This is a genomic window from Hymenobacter coalescens, from assembly GCF_054783195.1.
This window is the reverse complement of record NZ_BAAGRA010000017.1, coordinates 289,891-306,408: the sequence shown is the minus strand read 5'-3', so window position 1 is coordinate 306,408 and position 16,518 is coordinate 289,891. Positions and strand designations below refer to the sequence as shown.

At 63.3% G+C, this 16,518-nt stretch carries 20 protein-coding genes; 11 read left to right on the top strand and 9 right to left on the bottom strand.

What is annotated here, in order from left to right:
- Positions 1-102: 102 nt before the first annotated feature.
- The 3 genes from ACYVKQ_RS15910 (at position 103) to queG (ending at position 1,912) form a co-directional block, all read left to right on the top strand.
- The gene (locus ACYVKQ_RS15910; RefSeq protein WP_460676346.1) at positions 103-630 is read left to right on the top strand and encodes a DUF2975 domain-containing protein; all 528 of its coding nucleotides are present in this window, start codon (positions 103-105) and stop codon (positions 628-630) included.
- Between the two features lie 3 nt (positions 631-633).
- Positions 634-834 carry a helix-turn-helix domain-containing protein gene (locus tag ACYVKQ_RS15905; RefSeq protein WP_460676345.1) on the top strand — a complete coding sequence of 67 codons (201 nt, stop codon included), beginning with the start codon at positions 634-636 and terminating at the stop codon, positions 832-834.
- Between the two features lie 109 nt (positions 835-943).
- Complete coding sequence (queG, locus tag ACYVKQ_RS15900) at positions 944-1,912, top strand: tRNA epoxyqueuosine(34) reductase QueG (RefSeq protein WP_460676344.1); 969 nt, start codon at positions 944-946, stop codon at positions 1,910-1,912.
- Here the strand turns inward: queG and ACYVKQ_RS15895 are convergent.
- The 5 genes from ACYVKQ_RS15895 to ACYVKQ_RS15875 all read right to left on the bottom strand — a co-directional run bounded on the left by ACYVKQ_RS15895 (position 1,909) and on the right by ACYVKQ_RS15875 (position 5,943).
- Positions 1,909-2,103 (bottom strand): hypothetical protein, encoded by a 195-nt coding sequence (locus ACYVKQ_RS15895; RefSeq protein WP_460676343.1) that lies wholly within the window; start codon positions 2,101-2,103, stop codon positions 1,909-1,911. The two genes, queG and ACYVKQ_RS15895, sit on opposite strands and share 4 nt — an antisense overlap.
- Positions 2,104-2,321: 218 nt before the next feature.
- Positions 2,322-3,200: a ferritin-like domain-containing protein gene (locus tag ACYVKQ_RS15890; RefSeq protein ID WP_460676342.1), complete on the bottom strand. Its 879-nt coding sequence runs from the start codon at positions 3,198-3,200 to the stop codon at positions 2,322-2,324.
- Positions 3,201-3,218: 18 nt separating this feature from the next.
- Positions 3,219-3,935: a ferritin-like domain-containing protein gene (locus tag ACYVKQ_RS15885; RefSeq protein WP_460676341.1), complete on the bottom strand. Its 717-nt coding sequence runs from the start codon at positions 3,933-3,935 to the stop codon at positions 3,219-3,221.
- A 208-nt stretch (positions 3,936-4,143) separates the two neighbouring features.
- A complete protein-coding gene (locus ACYVKQ_RS15880) occupies positions 4,144-5,160 on the bottom strand; it encodes a ferritin-like domain-containing protein (protein ID WP_460676340.1) in 1,017 nt (338 codons plus the stop codon).
- A gap of 42 nt (positions 5,161-5,202) precedes the next feature.
- Positions 5,203-5,943, bottom strand: coding sequence for a ferritin-like domain-containing protein (locus ACYVKQ_RS15875; protein WP_460676339.1), 741 nt, complete (start codon positions 5,941-5,943; stop codon positions 5,203-5,205).
- 264 nt (positions 5,944-6,207) lie between these two features.
- Between ACYVKQ_RS15875 and ACYVKQ_RS15870 the strand changes: the two genes are divergently transcribed.
- Entirely contained in the window at positions 6,208-7,785 is a 1,578-nt protein-coding gene (locus tag ACYVKQ_RS15870; protein ID WP_460676338.1) for a BatD family protein, read from the top strand.
- A 66-nt stretch (positions 7,786-7,851) separates the two neighbouring features.
- On the opposite strand, the gene ACYVKQ_RS15865 is transcribed toward ACYVKQ_RS15870, so the two are convergent.
- The 3 genes from ACYVKQ_RS15865 to ACYVKQ_RS15855 form a co-directional block, all read right to left on the bottom strand.
- Complete coding sequence (locus ACYVKQ_RS15865; RefSeq protein ID WP_460676337.1) at positions 7,852-8,481, bottom strand: uridine kinase family protein; 630 nt, start codon at positions 8,479-8,481, stop codon at positions 7,852-7,854.
- 110 nt (positions 8,482-8,591) lie between these two features.
- Entirely contained in the window at positions 8,592-9,182 is a 591-nt protein-coding gene (gene rdgB / locus ACYVKQ_RS15860; protein ID WP_460676336.1) for an RdgB/HAM1 family non-canonical purine NTP pyrophosphatase, read from the bottom strand.
- Between the two features lie 161 nt (positions 9,183-9,343).
- Positions 9,344-9,763 carry a hypothetical protein gene (locus ACYVKQ_RS15855; RefSeq protein WP_460676335.1) on the bottom strand — a complete coding sequence of 140 codons (420 nt, stop codon included), beginning with the start codon at positions 9,761-9,763 and terminating at the stop codon, positions 9,344-9,346.
- A 208-nt stretch (positions 9,764-9,971) separates the two neighbouring features.
- Between ACYVKQ_RS15855 and ACYVKQ_RS15850 the strand changes: the two genes are divergently transcribed.
- The 6 genes from ACYVKQ_RS15850 to ACYVKQ_RS15825 all read left to right on the top strand — a co-directional run bounded on the left by ACYVKQ_RS15850 (position 9,972) and on the right by ACYVKQ_RS15825 (position 15,169).
- Positions 9,972-10,217 (top strand): type B 50S ribosomal protein L31, encoded by a 246-nt coding sequence (locus tag ACYVKQ_RS15850; protein WP_227768232.1) that lies wholly within the window; start codon positions 9,972-9,974, stop codon positions 10,215-10,217.
- Between the two features lie 200 nt (positions 10,218-10,417).
- Positions 10,418-11,665, top strand: a complete 1,248-nt coding sequence (locus ACYVKQ_RS15845; protein ID WP_460676334.1) for a GlmU family protein — start codon at positions 10,418-10,420, stop codon at positions 11,663-11,665.
- Between the two features lie 12 nt (positions 11,666-11,677).
- Positions 11,678-11,953, top strand: a complete 276-nt coding sequence (locus ACYVKQ_RS15840; protein ID WP_460676333.1) for a hypothetical protein — start codon at positions 11,678-11,680, stop codon at positions 11,951-11,953.
- Positions 11,954-11,976: 23 nt separating this feature from the next.
- Positions 11,977-13,122 carry a DNA polymerase III subunit gene (locus ACYVKQ_RS15835; RefSeq protein ID WP_460676332.1) on the top strand — a complete coding sequence of 382 codons (1,146 nt, stop codon included), beginning with the start codon at positions 11,977-11,979 and terminating at the stop codon, positions 13,120-13,122.
- Between the two features lie 113 nt (positions 13,123-13,235).
- On the top strand, positions 13,236-14,189 hold the full coding sequence (hemC, locus tag ACYVKQ_RS15830) for a hydroxymethylbilane synthase (RefSeq protein ID WP_460676331.1): 954 nt from the start codon (positions 13,236-13,238) through the stop codon (positions 14,187-14,189).
- 236 nt (positions 14,190-14,425) lie between these two features.
- Entirely contained in the window at positions 14,426-15,169 is a 744-nt protein-coding gene (locus tag ACYVKQ_RS15825; protein WP_460676330.1) for a L,D-transpeptidase family protein, read from the top strand.
- A gap of 13 nt (positions 15,170-15,182) precedes the next feature.
- Here ACYVKQ_RS15825 and ACYVKQ_RS15820 read toward each other — a convergent pair whose 3' ends face one another.
- Entirely contained in the window at positions 15,183-15,821 is a 639-nt protein-coding gene (locus ACYVKQ_RS15820) for a DUF2238 domain-containing protein (RefSeq protein ID WP_460676329.1), read from the bottom strand.
- Between the two features lie 97 nt (positions 15,822-15,918).
- On the opposite strand from ACYVKQ_RS15820, the gene ACYVKQ_RS15815 reads away from it, so the two are divergent.
- Positions 15,919-16,512, top strand: coding sequence for a GNAT family N-acetyltransferase (locus tag ACYVKQ_RS15815; RefSeq protein ID WP_460676328.1), 594 nt, complete (start codon positions 15,919-15,921; stop codon positions 16,510-16,512).
- Positions 16,513-16,518 lie beyond the last annotated feature (6 nt).

Genomic DNA, 16,518 nt, shown 5'->3' with positions numbered 1-16,518 from the left:
TATTGAATATCGATAAAAATTTATTGATAATTGCTTCACGGAGAGTTGCTCATACCAATGAGTGACAACAACCTGTTACTTGACTTCTCAACGCAACGCTTTATGAAAACCAACTCTACGCTTGTTCTAAAGGTCCTACACACCGTGTTTTGGGTGTTGTTTATCGGGTTTTGCATCCAGGCTGGGTCCGTGCTCATTTCTTTTTTGGTGAGTGAATTTGGCAATCCGGCGGGTGCGCAGAACCTGTTTATGGGGCTGAATCTTTCGGCTCTGAAAAACTACAGCGAGGAGCATTACGCCGCGATAGTGTCACTGACGGTGTATTTCCTGGCGGTCAAGGCGTACATGGCTTACCTGGTCATTCAGATTTTTCGGAAGATCGACTTCACCGCACCGTTCAACGTTGAAATAGCTACGCTGATAAGCAGGATCAGCCATATCGCTCTGGGGGCCGGGGTAGTAGGGCTGCTCGCGAACCGTTACACCAAGTGGCTGCTCAAAAGCGCCGTCGTTGAGCCGATGAGCTGGCCGGGCGGTGAATTCCTGTTGCTGGCCGGCATCATCTTCCTTATTGCGCAGGTGTTTCAACGGGGCACCGACCTGCAGGCCGAAAACGACCTGACCGTATAAATCATGCCCATAGTTGTGAATCTGGATGTGGTAATGGCCCAGCGAAAAATGACCCTGAGCGAGCTGTCGGAGAAGGTGGATCTGACGCTGGCTAACCTTTCCATCCTGAAGACTGGCAAGGCCAAGGCGGTGCGGTTCAGCACGCTCGAAGCCCTGTGCAAGGCCCTGGAGTGCCAGCCCGGCGACATTCTGGAGTACCGCTGATGCAGCCAGCCGAAACTGCCAGCAGCTGCCGGGTGTTGTCCGGCCCGAGGCCCGCCGTCGCCGCGGCCCAATAGCGCACCACGGCGGTGTGCTGCCGACCTTTGCCCTTATGCTTGCTTCCGACCTCACCTGCGCCGAATGGACCGGCTTTATTAAGCGCCGCGCGGCGGAGCTGGGCTTTATGGCCTGCGGCATCTCCAAGGCCGATTTCCTAGCGGAGGAAGCCCCGCGCCTGGAGCAGTGGCTCAGTAAGGGTATGCAGGGTGAGATGCGCTGGATGGAAAACCATTTTGATAAGCGCCTGGACCCGCGCCGGCTGGTCGACGGGGCCAAGTCGGTGATTTCACTGCTGTTAAACTACTACCCCGCCAAGGAGGAACAGCAGCCCGACGACACGCTCAAAGTCAGCAAGTACGCCTACGGCCGCGACTACCACCACGTCATCAAGGACAAGCTCAAGCACCTGATGTGGGATATGCAGGCGTACATCGGGGAGGTCGGTGGCCGGGCTTTCGTCGATTCGGCGCCGGTACTGGATAAGGCTTGGGCGAAGAAAAGCGGCCTGGGTTGGGTGGGCAAAAATTCGAACCTGATTACGCCCGGCGCTGGCTCGTTTTACTTCATTGCCGAGCTCATCGTGGACGTAGAGCTGGCCTACGACGGCCCCATCCGCGACTACTGCGGCTCCTGCACCCGCTGCCTCGACGCCTGCCCCACGCAGGCCATTACCGAGCCGTACGTCGTGGACGGGAGCAAATGCATCAGCTATTTTACCATCGAGCTAAAAGAACAATTGCCCGCCGACGTGCAGGGTCAGCTGGGCAACTGGATTTTTGGGTGTGATATCTGCCAGGACGTATGTCCCTGGAACCGCTTTGCCAGCCCGACGCAGGAAGAGCAGTTTCGGGCCCATCCACAGCTGCGAGAAATGCGGGAGGCAGACTGGCTGGAAATTACGAACGAGGTCTTTCAGACCCTATTTCGGCACTCAGCCGTTAAGCGGACCGGCTACGCGGGCTTGCAGCGCAACATTGCCTTTGTAACCGGGGAGCCAAGCTCCCCGGCGACCGAGGGCTAAGCGAGCCGCACTTGCCGGAATACCCGGTTCAGCACGCGGCGGTAAAGTTTGGAGAATTGCTGGTAACACCAGGCCTTGAGCTGGCCCGCCTCGCCAGGCACCAACGTACGCAGGGCCTTCCGAAGCTCTTTCTCAAACAGCATTTTGTCGAAGCTGACTTTGAGCAGGATGGTTTTTACGTATTCCAGCATCGTGGTAAGTGGTAAAATGGGAGTTGGGGGAATGGAATGCTAGAGGGGCGGCTCCCTATACGAGCAGCGGCCAAAAAAGCTAACGAACATTAGCTGGTTCTGCGTCGGTACGAGGAAAGATACAATGCATAGGTGACATAATGCAAGAGGGGCGAGCAAAAAAATCCCCGGCTGCTATATAGCAACCGGGGATAGGCAGAAGGGTTTAGGCCGCGGACTTAGTACGTGAACACGTCTATGATAAGGCCGATAGCACGGGCCGAAAGCGGTTCGTCAAACGCCTCGGTGGCCGCAGCTTGCTTTTCGGCATCGCTCAGCCCCAGGGTCGTTGGGAGCAAGGTCGTAACGTCGCGTTCGGTAAAAGCTGAAACCTGCTGGAGTACGCGGTCTTCGCCGGCGTAGATGTTGGCCGCAGCAGTCGGTACCGCAGCCCCGTCGGTACCGCTGATCCAGTTTTTGACGGTGGCGCCGCGCTGACGCCGCAGCTGACGCAAGTGCGCCGCGTGGCGGCCTTCCACAGCCAGGGCGCGCACCGCTACGTCGAGCAGGTCATTGTTGACCAGCAGCAAGGCCGCTTGCCCGGTGTACGTGCGCACCCCAAGGTCTTCCAAGGCCTGGGCCACGGCCAGCATGGTGTCGGTATTGGAAAAGACGTTGGCAAACAAGGGCGCTTGCGTTCCGTTGCGGCTGCCCGTGAAATCGTAATTCGGCCGGGTTGGCAGCGAGCTGCCGGAGGTGCGAATTATGTTTTCGAGCAGCTGGATGTGCTGCCGCTGCTGACTGCGAATCAGGGTGAGGTCGGGCAGCAGGGCAGCGGGCACCAAACTAGCCGCGACCGGCGGCGAAACGGCAATGGTGCCCAGAACCCGGCCGTAGAACTCATCCTGCAGCCACTCCACGCCCAGGGCTACCTGCAGCGCGTCGAGGGGGGTTCCGGTAGTGGCTTGAGCCGCGGCGGGCGCGGCCCAGCCGCCCAGTACGGCGGGCAATGCGGCGGCGGCCGTGCGCGCAAGCTGCGTCATGGCACCGCGGCGGGCGGTGGGCTGCGCCGCAGTACCGGCCGTGGCCAACTGCTCGATAAAAGAAAGCAAACTCATGAGGGGAAAGCGGCAGCGTTAATTCTTGGGGAGGTTGTCGCCCACCAAGCGGATTTGCGGATTGTTGGCGGTATAGGTGCTGAGCACAGCCAGCACTTCGATGGGCGTAAGCGCTTGGTTCAGGCCGGCAGTGGCACCTGCTTGAGGCACTACATCCGAACCGGCGAAGCTGCCGGCCTGGCGCAGGTCGCGCACGGTGGCGGCGTGGCGGGCTTTCACGGCGGTCATTTTCAGCAATAACCGCAGCGTCACAACGCTGTCCAGCAGCTTGGCCGCGCCGCACGAGGCCGCCAGGATCAGGTCCTGCACCGTCTGCGCAGCGGCCAGCACGCCTTGGCGCGTGGTGAGCGTGAAAGCCGTAAACGCAAACTGAATTTCGTTGACGCCGGCACTCACAGCGGAGGAGTTGGCGCTCAATACCTGAGCCAACACCTCCCGATGGGCTAACTGGTGGCGGTTTATGTCGCGCAGCACCGCCAGATCGGCGGCTGTTAGGTCGGAGGCGGGTGTTGCCAGCACCCGGGTGTAAAACTCGACCGAGAACCGTTCCAGCAGGGAAAGATAATTCAGCACGCCCGCGTCATCGTTGCCAAAGGTCAGCGTGGGCGTCACCACCTCTTCCGTCGGGTCGGGGCACGCGGTCAGGAGTAGGAGGGAGGCCCCGGCGGCACCAGCGCGCGTGAGAAAGGAACGTCGGTCCAGTAGCGACGCGAAAGAAGAAGATGCCTCGGGCATATGCGAAAACAAAAGAGCTTACCAGCAGGGGCTTGTCGAGAGCCTGAACGGCAAAGGTACTGGGTACACACCGAAAGCCCCAAGGCCGAGCGAAAGAGCCACTTAGGCCAGGAAAAGTTGCACGGCCCGGTTTCACAGCCGGACAAGGCAAAACGAAGAAAGGACGGCCGACGGCCGTCCTTTCCACCTGATACCCATGCAACGTCGCTTAGAACAGCGTGCTGCTGGCCGTAGTGAACAGCCGGGCTATATTCGACACGGAAGCTACGTCCAGCGGCTCGTCGAAAGCCTCCGAGAAAGCTGCTGCCGGGAAGTTCAGCGAGGCCAAAGCCGTTTGCAGATTGACGCCGTTGGTGGCGTTGGTAGCGCCTTGCGTCACATTTTCCTCTCCCGGGAACGTGATGCCGGTGCTCGTGGGCAGGTAAGCAGGCTGCATGCCCGGCCCGTAGATGGCAGATGTGTTGGCGGGCGAAGGACCGCCGCCGTCGTTGCCCGAAATCCAGCTCTTGGGCGAAGAAGTGAACGTGCCGTTCGAGGCTACCGCCGAAGCTTGGTTGTTGCCGGGGCCGGCGCGGCGCATGGTGCGCAGGCGGGAGGCATGGCGAGCTTCCACGGAGTGGATATTCAGGGCTGCCTCCAGCACCGTGTCGTTTGCCATCAGCAGCGGGGCGCCGCCTTTGTAGGCACGTACACCCGTGTCCTCGAAAGCTTGGGCTACGGCCAGGAAGGTAGCCGGGTTGGTAAATACGTCGGCGAAGCGTGGCACGCCACCGTTACGCGAGGCACCGGTAAAGTCGAACTGGGCCGGAGTAGGGTCGGCAATGGCAGCCGTGCCGAGGGCGCCGCGCAGGAAGGTGACGTGGTTGGCCTCGTCGGTGCGGATCTTGTCTAGGGCCGTGAGGTTGGTGGCGCTGAACTGCGCACGCAGGGCCGTTTGCGCGGGCGTAGCATTGGCGCCGCGGGCACCCAGCCCGGCGTTGTAGAAGTACGATTCGAGGTACTCCAGCTTCAAAGCGAAGTTGAGCACGTCGTTGACGCTGGGTGCGGCGCTGGTCTGGGCGTAGGCCTTGGTAAAGATGGCGCTCAGCGCCCCGGGCACGGCGGCAGCGGCCAGGGTTTTGCCCAGGATGCCCATGTGCTGAAACACGCGGCGGCGCGAATCCAGACGGTCGTAAACCTCGGGGTCTACTTTTTCAATTTCGGAGAGCAGCTTAAATACGTTCATGGCTAAAGCAGATTGGGGGTGGCAGTGAGGGCAGAAGCAGGCTTAGCGAATACCGGAAACGTCCAGCTTCGAACCATCACGCAGGAAATTGTTGGCAGCGGCCACCACGACGGACGGCTCCTTGGAAATTTCCAGGCCATTCTCATTGATGCGCACCACGTCAGCGTCTACGAACGAGGCTTCAGCCACCAAGTCACGGATCAAGGCCGCGTGGCGGGCTTCCACCGACACGATCTTGCCGGCGACTACCAGATAGGCCGGGGTTTGCAGATACTTGCCGGCGCCGTTGTAAGCGGCTACGCCTAGGTCCTCAAAGGTCTTGGCGGTGCCCAACACGCTGCCCCGGTTGTTGAAGTCCACCGTCGAAAAATTGGGCTCCAGGTTTTTGATTGGCGTGGCACCGGCGGCAGTCAGGGCTGCCTTGAAAAACTCCCGGTGAATGACTTCATGGTAGTACAAGTCGTCCAGAATCTGCTTTTCGGCGCTGTTTGCTGCCAAGCCGGTGTAGTAGGAACCCGTGCGCAGCTGCGTGTAAAAAGCGGCTTCCAACTGCTCCAAGGCGTAGGCGTAGTTCAGCACCCCTACGTCGCCCGTGCCGACGTTCACCATGTTGTTGTTGTTGCCGCCGCCGTTCTCATCGTCGTCGCAGCCGGCCAGCAGCAGGCCGGTCGTGGCCACCGTCAGGCCGGAGTAGCGCAAAAACAACCGGCGGTCAATGGCCTGCGTCAGCCGCTTGCCGATGCCTGAGCCCTCGGACGCAGGGTTAAGGTGTTGGTTGGTCATGGGTAATGGGGTAATGAGTGGTTGAAGGAAATGGAAGCAAAGGGGTATCCTGCCCGGCGCCTTATAGGGTTCCGACGAGAAAACATTGAACCTGGGAGGGGAGAAGAATCTGAGCAACCTACGCGTCAGTAGAAGGCGTGGTTTGTGGGAGTAAGAAAAAATTGCTTATATGGATAATTTTTAATATAGAAAGCTCTGCCATGAGTTGCCGCTTTAATACCCTCGGTAAGGGTTGCAAGCCGCTTTTTCCGTAGTTTTGACTACATGCCGTGGCGCCATTTTTTTTTCGTCTGTACGCTGCTGCTCAGCTTCGGCCCGATCGGCTCCACGCCCGGATCTGCGCAGAACGCAGCCCCACCCGCTGCTGCGCCGGGCACCACCGCTTCGCCCGCCGGGCAGCAAGCTGCGCTGGAAATAGGGCGCACCTCGTTTCCCGTCAACGAGTACTTCACCATTGCCCTGCGCCTGCGCGGGGCGCCGCTGGAGCGGTACTCGGCTTTCCCCGACATCGAGGGCTTCAAGAAGAGCGGCAAAACCTCGACCACCACCACCCGCACCGTGCAGGGGCGCAGCAGCGTGGAGCTGGTGCTGACGCAGCGCTACGCGGCCTTTGCCGAGGGGGAATTTGTGCTCAAGCCGTTCAGCCTGACGGTCAACGGGCAAGTGTTGCGCTCGGCCGGAGCCACGCTGCGCGTGCTGCCGCAGCCCACCACGCCCCCGGCGGCCCCCGGCACGGCGCCCGCTGCCGGCGCACCGCCCACAGCCAAGCCGCAGCCCCTGCAGGGCATCGGGCTGCTGGATCAGCTGCTGGGCAAGCCCAAGCCCCAGGAATACGTGGAGCCCCGCGACAACGCCTTTCTGAGCGTGGAGCCCGACAGGACCGAGGCCTGGGTGGGCGAGCCGGTGCACGTGGGCCTATACTTTTATCTGGCCCCCTCCGACCAGGGCCTGCTCGACTTTTACCGCTTTGCCGAACAATTGCCGCCCCTGCTGCGGCAGCTCCGGCAGCCCACGGCCTGGGAAGAAGCCTTTGATGAAACCGATATTCAGCCCGATTCGGTGCGCGTAGGCGGCAAGCCCTATCTGCGCTATCAGCTCTACGAAGCCGTGTACTACCCGCTCAGCGACAAGCCGCTGAGCTTTCCGGCGGTGTCGCTGCAGATGAAGAAATACCGCCTGGCCAAGCGACCGGAAGCCGGGCTCGACAACCGCCTCGAGGGCTACAAAACCTACTTCAGCCAGCCGCGCACCGTGCGCGTGCGCCCCCTGCCGCCGCTGGCCGACAGCAGCCGAACATTGCCGGCCGTGGGGCGCTACCGCCTGCGCGAAGGCGTGGGCGGCACGGCCTTTCGCACCGGGCACACCATCACTTACACGCTGGTGGTGGAGGGCGAAGGCAACTTAGCCGCCCTGCCGCCGCCCGTGCCCCGAACCACGCCCGGCCTGGAAGTGTACGGTCCCGAGGTGCGCCAGGAGCTGACCCGCGCCGACGGCCGCGTCAGCGGGCGCAAGGTGCTGCGCTACCGCCTGGTGCCGCGGCAGCCGGGACTGCTGCGCCTGCGCGACGTGCTGGCCGTGCCCGTATTCAACCCCGACGCCGGGCGCTACGACACGTTGCGCCCTGAGCTGGAGCTGACCGTGACCGGCCCGGCCGTGGCGCCGCCGCAGGAGGTTTCCGCCTTTGTGCGCACCGACCCCTTCTACGCCCAGCAGCTAGCCGCTGTTACCCCGACCCCGATGAGCATGGATACGCCCCGACAGACCAAGCGCTACGCCAACGCGGTGCTGGCGCTGTTGCTGCTGCTGGCCGGGTTCGGCTGGTGGACGGCCCGCCGCAGCTGAGCACCGTGCCAACCACAAAAAAAGGCCGCTGAGCTGACTCATCGGCCTTTTTTAAATACCCTTGGGCTACGCTTTCGAGGTGGCTACGCGGCTTTGCAGGTAGGCCACCAACACGTCCAGTCCCTTGTCGAAGTGGCGGTTGTTGGGAATGATAATGTCCGCGTCGTGCTTGAAGGGCTTGATGTACTTCTCGTAGGTGGGTGCCACGTGGTGGGTGTAGCGGTAGAGCACGTCCTCCAGGTCGTAGCCGCGCTCATCCCGGTCGCGCACGATGCGGCGCAGCACTTTCACGTGTTCCCGCGCGTCGATGTACACCTTCAGGTCGAGCAGCTTGGCTACTTCCTCGAAGTAGAACACGAAGATGCCCTCCACCACCACAATGGGCGCGGGCTTGAACACCAGCTCCTGGACGGGGGCGTTCGGGTTGTTGAACGTGTACTCTGCGCGGCGCACTTCCCGTCCCTGGCTGATGCTGAGCACGTCGGCCGCGTACGCAGCCGAGTCGATGCTGGCGGGCAGGTCGAAATTTGTGACGCCCTGCGAGTCCACCTGCTGCACCTCGCGGGGGTGGTAGTAATTGTCCTGGGAAATCAGGCAAATGTCTTCCTTCGGAAAGGAAGCCAGAAGACGACGCAGGAAAGTCGTTTTGCCGGAAGCGCTGCCGCCGGTGATACCAACGATGAAAGGCTGTTGCATGGATGCTGACTGCGGCCCGACCAGCAGGGCCAACCTTGCAAAAGTAAGGGTTTCGCACGTTAGGAAGCTAGCCGCGCCCGGCCGGAGAGCCTAGCAGTTGGGCCCGCGGGCTATTCCACGGAGTATTGTTCCTTCAGAAAAGTAGTTAGCTGGGCTACGGCCCGGGCCCGGTGGCTCAGCGCATTTTTTTCCTCCGTTGTCATTTCGGCGAAAGTCTGGCCGAGGCTCTCGGGCTCGAACACGGGGTCGTAGCCGAAGCCGCCTGCCCCGCGCGGGGCCTCGGTGATGTGGCCCTGCACCTCGCCGGCAAACGTCCATTGGTCGGTGGCACCCGACACCAGCGCAATGACCGTGCGGAACCGAGCGGCGCGGTCGGGCTGCCCGTTTAGCTCCCGCAGCAGCTTCTCCACGTTGTCGGCCGCGGAGCGCTGCGGGCCGGCGTAGCGGGCCGAGTACACACCCGGCGCGTTGTCGAGGGCGGGCACTTCCAGGCCGGTATCGTCGGCGAAGCACGACACGCCGTAGTGGTCCCACACGTAGCGGGCTTTCTGCAGGGCGTTGCCTTCCAGGGTGTCCTGCGTTTCGGGCAGCTCTTCCGCGCAGCCGATGTCGGCCAGGCTTAGCAGCTCGATGTGCGCGGGCAGCAGCGGCCGGATTTCATCCAGCTTGTGAGCGTTGTTGGAGGCAAAGCAGAGGCGCATCGGCGGTGAAGTGGTGGGGCGTGAAATGGTGAGTGGCGTACGGACGGCCCGAAACGGCTTGGTCTGAAGCGCGGGCAAAGGTAAGGGCACAAAAAAACCGGTTACTACCGGCTTCGTTTCGCCATTCGGATGACCAGAACAGTAACTCTTCATCTCACCGCCTACCGAAACATCGACTTGATGCTGCCCCAGGAGCGCTGCACGGCGCTGGGCGTCTGGTTCAGAACCACGGTGTAGCTCTGTTCGCCGGTGCTGGACTTTACGGTAAGGCGGTACGAGTAAGGCCCGGTGTTGGTGCTGGCGGTGCTGGTGGTGCCGCGGTACAGGTTGGTGTCGCTGTATTGGTAACGGCGCTGGCCGGTGGGGGCCACGGTGGTCAGCCGGCTGAACACCGCGTCGCTGGCGCCCTTGCGGTACAGCTCAAAGCCCAATAGGCCCGTTTCGTTGGCTACTTCCCAGTCCAGGCGCACGGCTGCCGCCCCTTCCAGCGTTGCCTGGAACATGGTGACCGTGACGGCCCAGGCCGTGGAGGCGGCCAGCAGCAGCGCGAACAGCAACGGGAGAAGATGCCTGCGGGTCATGCGGCGGCACGGGTAAAGAAGGGTGGGGGAAGGGGAAAAGTGGGCAGGACCGGGACCAAAAATAACTTTTTCGGCCAATTGCGGAAGGTAAAGTTTCTATTAAGCCGGAAAAAAGCCCGCAAGCTTTTCTTTTTACCCTCAAGGTCTTACCTTTGCCGTCCCTTCCGCAAAATCGGCGGGGCCTACCAGGACTTCACGCATCAGCGCCATGAAAAAGGACATCCACCCCGAGTACCGCGAGGTTGTGTTTCAGGACACCACGAGCGACTTCAAATTCATCACCCGCTCGACCATGACGTCGAACGAAACCATCACGATGGAGGACGGCAAGACGTACCCCGTTATCAAGGTGGAAGTTAGCAGCCAGTCGCACCCCTTCTACACCGGCAAGAACGTGCTGCTCGACACCGCTGGCCGCGTAGAGAAGTTCATGAACCGCTACAAGAAGAAGTAAGCTTCTTTGACGTTACCCGGTGCGGGTTGTCAGTTGTCAGTGGCAGCTGCATGCCTGCTCCCAAGCTCCCGCCGGCCCTGCGCCAGCGGGAGCTTTTGTTTTGCCCGGGGGTTGGGTGCTGATGCCCGACGTCCGACCTTTGCACCCGTGTTCTGGCCGGCCGCTGCCAACGAGCCCCTGACAACCAACAACCCGCTACCATGACCGTTCTGCTTTTCGACGACCCGGCCATCCGGCCGAACCTGCTGCCCTTCACCTTCACCCGCCCGGTGGCGGCGCTGCGCTGCGGCATCCTCACCGTGGCCGAAAAGTGGCAGCGCCGCCTGGGCGAAGAGGCCGTGTACTACCTCACCGAGCCCTACCTGCAGGCGAAGTTTCCGGCCGCCCCGGCCGAAGGGCCGGCCCTGGTCATCAACGGCGCCGTGTGCCCCGACGAGCTGCTCGCCCGGCAGGTGCAGGCCCTGCAGCCCGGCGAGGCGCTGTTCGACGGGGAACTGCTGGTGGCCGCCCACCTGGCCGACGCGGGCAAGGTGGCCGAGCTGATCCAGGACGGTTTCCGGGCTATGCGGCAGGTGGCCGAGCCGGTCACCAGCATTCAGCACCCCTGGCAGCTGTTTCTGCACAACGGCGCCGAAATCCGCCGTGACTTCGCCCTGCTCACGGCCGGCCGCGAGTCGCAGCCCGTGGGCGACGCGCACACCATCGTGTACGCGCCGGAGAATATCTTCATCGAGGAAGGCGTCAAGATCCGGGCGGCCATTCTGAACGCGGAGGACGGGCCGATTTACCTCGGCAAAAACTCGCAGGTGCACGAAGGCGCCATCATCAAGGGCCCACTGGCGCTTTGCGAGGGCAGCCACATCAACGCCGGCGCCAAGATGCGCGGCGACAACACCGTGGGCCCGTTCTGCAAGGTGGGCGGCGAGGTAGGCAACTCCATCCTGCTGGGCTACTCCAACAAGGGCCACGACGGCTACCTGGGCAACTCCGTCATCGGCGAGTGGTGCAACCTGGGGGCCGACACCAACACCTCGAACCTGAAGAACAACTACGCCCCGGTGAAAATCTGGAGCCACGCCGCCGGCCGCTTCGTGAACACCGGGCAGCAGTTCTGCGGGCTGATGATGGGCGACCACAGCAAGTGCGGCATCAACACCATGTTCAACACCGGCACGGTGGTGGGCGTGGCGGCCAACATCTTCGGGGCGGGCTTCCCGCGGCAGTTCATTCCCTCGTTCAGCTGGGGCGGGGCCGCCGGCTTCGAAACCTTCCGCCTGAACAAGGTGGCCGAGGTGAATGAGCGCGTCATGGCCCGCCGCGGCCTCGCTTACGACGAGGTGGAGCGCGGCATCATGCAGAAAGTGTACGAGCTGACGGCCAAGGACCGCGCCTGGGAGCGAACCAGTACCCTGGCTTCGCCCGAGCACAACACCACCATCGAACTGTAAACCCCGCGCCGCGTGAAGCCAACCGACGAACCCACTTCCGGCCTGAAAGGCGCCGACTTCGCCATCGGTATGTTCGCCACCATGTTCATGGGCACCAGCGCCGTGATGGACAGCATCAAGTCGGTGAAGCTGGGCGTGGTGTCGCTGCTGGTGACGGCCCTGGGCCTTTGGCTGCTGTTTCGCTGGCTGAAGTCGGGCCGGCCGCAGGGGCAGCGCCTCGCGGGGGCGGTGGTCATCGTGGCCCTCACGCTGGGCGTGCGCGTGGTGCTGGGCAAGCTCATCCTCTAACCCGGCCCGGTAACCGTTTCTTTATGCGTTTCGCTGAAATTCCCGGCCTGCAGGCGGTCAAGCAAGTGCTCCGGCAATCGGTGCAGCGGCAGCACGTGGCCCACGCCCAGCTGTTTCGCGGGGCCGAGGGCTCGGGGGCGCTGGCCCTGGCGCTGGCCTACGCGGCCTACCTGAACTGCGAAAACCGCCAGCCCGAGGATTCCTGCGGGGAGTGCCCCAACTGCCGCAAAATCGACCGGCTGGTGCACCCCGACCTGAACTTCATCCTGCCCGTCACGACCACCAAGGCCGTGAGCAAGGACGCGCTCAGCCACAAGTTCACGGCCGAGTGGCGCAGCTTCGTGCTGGCCGACGGGGGCATGTACCAGGGCCTGAACGACTGGATGCAGCACATCGGGGCCGACAACAAGCAGGGCAGCATCTCCAAGGACGAGGCCGTGCAGCTGCTCAAGCTCGTGTCGCTGAAAGCCTTCGAGGCCCCGTTCAAGGTGGTGCTGATCTGGCTGCCCGAGCTGATGCACCCAGCCGCCGCCAACGCCGTGCTCAAGCTGCTGGAGGAGCCGCCGCCCGCCACGGTGTTTCTGCTCGTCAGCCAGCAACCCGAGCGCCTGCTGCCCACCATCGTGAGCCGGGTGCAGGTGGTGCCGGTGCCGCGCTTCCGCGAGCCGGACCTGACGGCTTACCTCGTGGAGCGCTACCAAGTGCCCGAAGCCAAGGCCCGGCAGCTGGCGCTGGTGAGCGAAGGCAGCCTCGGCGCCGCCCTGGCCGCCCGCGACGCCCCCGACAACGACCACTTCAGCCTGTTCAGCGAGTGGATGCGGGCCTGCTTCCGTGTGAGCCAAGGCAACCTGGACGACATGGTGACGCTGGCCGATAAGTTTCAGAAGCTGGGCCGCGAAAACCAGAAGGAGTTTCTGCAGTACGCCCTGGGGCTGGTGCGCAAGGTGCTGCTCTACGGCCTCGATGCCCAGCTGGTGCCCCATTTGCCGGCCGCCGAGCAAACGTTCATCGGCAAGTTCAGCCCTTTCGTACACCGGCACAACGCAGCCGACATTGCGCAGGTACTCAACGACGCGCACTTTCACGTGGAGCGCAACGCCAACCCGCGCATGGTGTTCGTCGATTCGTCCCTGCAAGTAGCCGACCTGCTGCGCGTGCCGGTAAATTAGGTGAAACAGGGAGGGATGAACTGGCGAGTTTGACGTTCGGGCAATCCAAACGGCACTGGCTAGAGCCCCGCTCTTTCACCACTGACCACCTCACTATTCCCCCACCTCCCCATATGACCCGTCCCATCCGCATCGGTACCCGTGGCAGCAAGCTGGCCCTGTGGCAGGCCCACCACGTGGCCGATACCCTGCAGGCCGCCGGCCTGGCCACCGAAATCGTCATCATCACCACCAAGGGCGACGTGGTGCTGGACCGTTCCCTGGACAAGATTGGGTCCAAGGGCGTGTTTACGGAGGAGCTGGAGGAGAGCCTGCGCACCGGCCACATCGACATTGCCGTGCACAGCGCCAAGGACGTGCAGAGCCACATTCCGGACGATTTGGAGCTGCTGGCCTTCATGACCCGCGAGAAAGTCAACGACGTCATCCTGAGCTTCGACCCGGGCTTCTCGCTCGACAATCCCGACATCGTGCTGGGCACCAGCAGCACCCGCCGCCGGGCCCTGCTGAAACGCCACTACCCGCACGCCATTACGGCCGAAGCCCGCGGCAACCTGCAGACGCGCCTGCGCAAGCTGGAGGAAGGCCAGTACGACGCGCTGGTGCTGGCCTTTGCCGGCGTGCACCGCATGGAGTACGACAACCTCATCGTGCGCGTGCTGCCCGAAACGCAGTTTATCCCCGCCGCCGGGCAGGGCTCGGTGGCCATTGAGTGCGCCAAGAGCCTGGACATGCCGCGCAAGCTGGCCCTGCGCAACCTGCTCGACGACCCGGATACGCATACCTGCCTGCGCGCCGAGCGCGCGTTTCTGCGCACCATGGAGGGCGGCTGCAGCATTCCATCGTTTGCACTGGCCACCTTCACCGACGAAGGCGCCCTGCAGCTGCACGGCGGCCTCATCAGCCTCGACGGGCAGCAGTACGTGGAGGAAAAGCAGGAAACCCACGACCCGGAAGCCGCCGAGGCGCTGGGCGTGGCCGTGGCCGAAGCCGTGCTCAGCCGCGGCGGCGTGGAAATCCTGCGCGAAATCCGCCAGCACCGCGAGTCGGAATCGACGACGTTCTAGCGGCCGAGTCACAAGCCTACGTTAGGGAATAAGCCGCAGCGCCGAAGCACTCTTTCCGCAATGTTTCGGCGCTGCGGCGTGCAGAACATATTGGTCAGAAGGAACGGATGGATTCGGTAGCTGCGGTGCGCATAGGTTAGGGGCCGCCGATTATATAAGCGAAGCATTATATTAAAAGCTCCTTGGGCGGGCCGCCATTGATGGTCTGCCCAGCATACCCCACTCAGACCTGCTTTATGCCCCGTCCGTATCCGCTGCTTGGTCTATTGCTCGTGCTCGGCGGCTGCGCCACCCGCGCTGCCACGGGCAAAATCAGCTTGGCCGACGCCTACGGCACCCGGCAGCTACTGGTGGTGCGCACAGCCGACTGGAGCGCGACGGAAGGAACCCTGGCTTACTATCAGTGGGAGGCTGGCCGCTGGCGCCCGGTATTGCAGGCCGTGCCGGTGATGGTGGGGCGCAAGGGGCTGGCCTGGGGGCCGGGCCTGCACGCGGCCACTTTGCAGGAAGGCACGCTCAAAACCGAGGGCGACGGGAAGGCACCGGCGGGCATTTTTTCCATCAGCGGCGCCTACGGCTACCACGACGTGACTACGCGGCTGCCCTACCTGCGGGTCGATTCCACCGTCTGGTGCGTCGATGACGCGGCCTCGCCTTACTACAACCGCCTCGTCGATACCGATACCCTGGCGCGGACCTGGTCGTCGGCCGAACGGATGCGCCGCAAGGATGATCTGTACAAGTACGGCCTGCTGGTGGCCTACAACACCGAGCGCATCACCAAGGGCGCGGGCTCGTGCATCTTTTTTCACGTGTGGCGCGGAGCGGGACGCCCCACCGCCGGCTGCACCGCCATGCAGGAGCAGGTATTAACTCAATTGCTGAGCGCGCTCGACGCCCGGCAAAAACCCGTGCTGGTGCAGGCGCCTGCGCCAGCCTACGCGCGGCTCCGGGCCGCCTACGTATTGCCGGAGGAGTAAGCCGCTGAGCGACTCAGTCTCTGGGCTGGCTGGCGCGGCCCGTCAGGGCGTACAGCAGTAGCGCCGCTACGGCTCCACTGGTATCGGCCAGCATGTCCTTCTGCGCGTCCCAGATGTCGCCCTGGCTGCCCAGAAAGGCGGCGCCCGCCTCGCCGCCGGCCGTAGCGGCGTACACCCACTCGATGATTTCGTAGCTCATGGCCACCGTGCCGATGACGCACAACGGCAGCAAATAGGAGAGGAAGCGGCTGCGGATGAGCTGCCGCGCATCGGTGTACTCGATAAGGGCGTAGGCGTAGAAGCCCACCGAGAAGTGCGCCACCCGGTCGTACATGTTGCGCTCGAAGCCGAACAGGTCGTTGAACCACGCGAACGGTACCCGCTCGAAGGTATAGAACCCGCCCACAGTGTGCAGGTACAGCAGCACGCTCATCAGGGCGTAGGCGGTGTTGGAAAAGCGTACGCCGCGCAGGTACAACCACACCAGCGCGGCCACGATCAGCACGATGGGCAGGTTTTCGACTACCCAGGTGCCCCGGTCGTACGGCCGGATGGCCAGGGCGGCAAACAGCACGAAGTAGCCGGCAAGCAGCAGCTTCGGAAACCAGGCGGCCGAGGCGGCAGGAGCGGCCGCGCGAGCAGCGGTGAGCATAAGAGGAGAGGGAAAAGGTGGACTTGGGGCCGCTTACGTAAACTTGTGCATCGTCGCCTAACCGCGCGGCCTGTACCGCGCTCCAACCCCGGCTGCCATGCGCCCGCACCCCCTGCCGTCTGCCCCCGAGCTGCGTACCGCCCGCCTGCTGCTGCGCCCCTGGCGGCCCGCCGACGCCCCCGCCGTGTTTCACCTCATCGAGGCGGACCGCGCCCGGCTCACTCGCGACTTTCCCAAAACGCTACGAGCCGTGCGCGACGAGGTCAGCGCGCACGTGTTCATCGAGCTATGGGAGGCCGACTGGCAGATCGGCAAAGGCATTCAGTTCGGCATCTTCGGGGCCGACGAAGGCGGGCCGCTGGGCTTCGTGAGCGTGCGCAACATTGAGTGGGAAGTGCCCAAAGCCGAGCTGGCCTACCTGCTGGGCAGCCGTGCCGAGGGCCAGGGCCTGATGCACGAAGCGGCCACGGCCGTGCTCGATTGGGCGTTTTCGGCGCTGAGCCTGGAGCGCGTGTACTGCCACATCGACCCCGACAACGCGCGCAGTGCCCGGCTGGCCGAGCGCTGCGGCCTGCAGCGCGAGGGGCTGCTGCGGCGCAACTTCCGCGGCGGCGACAACCAGCTGCACGATACGTACTGCTTCGGGCTGACGCGCCCCGACTGGCTGGCGCGTTCCGCCGATTCGGCTTAGCTTCGC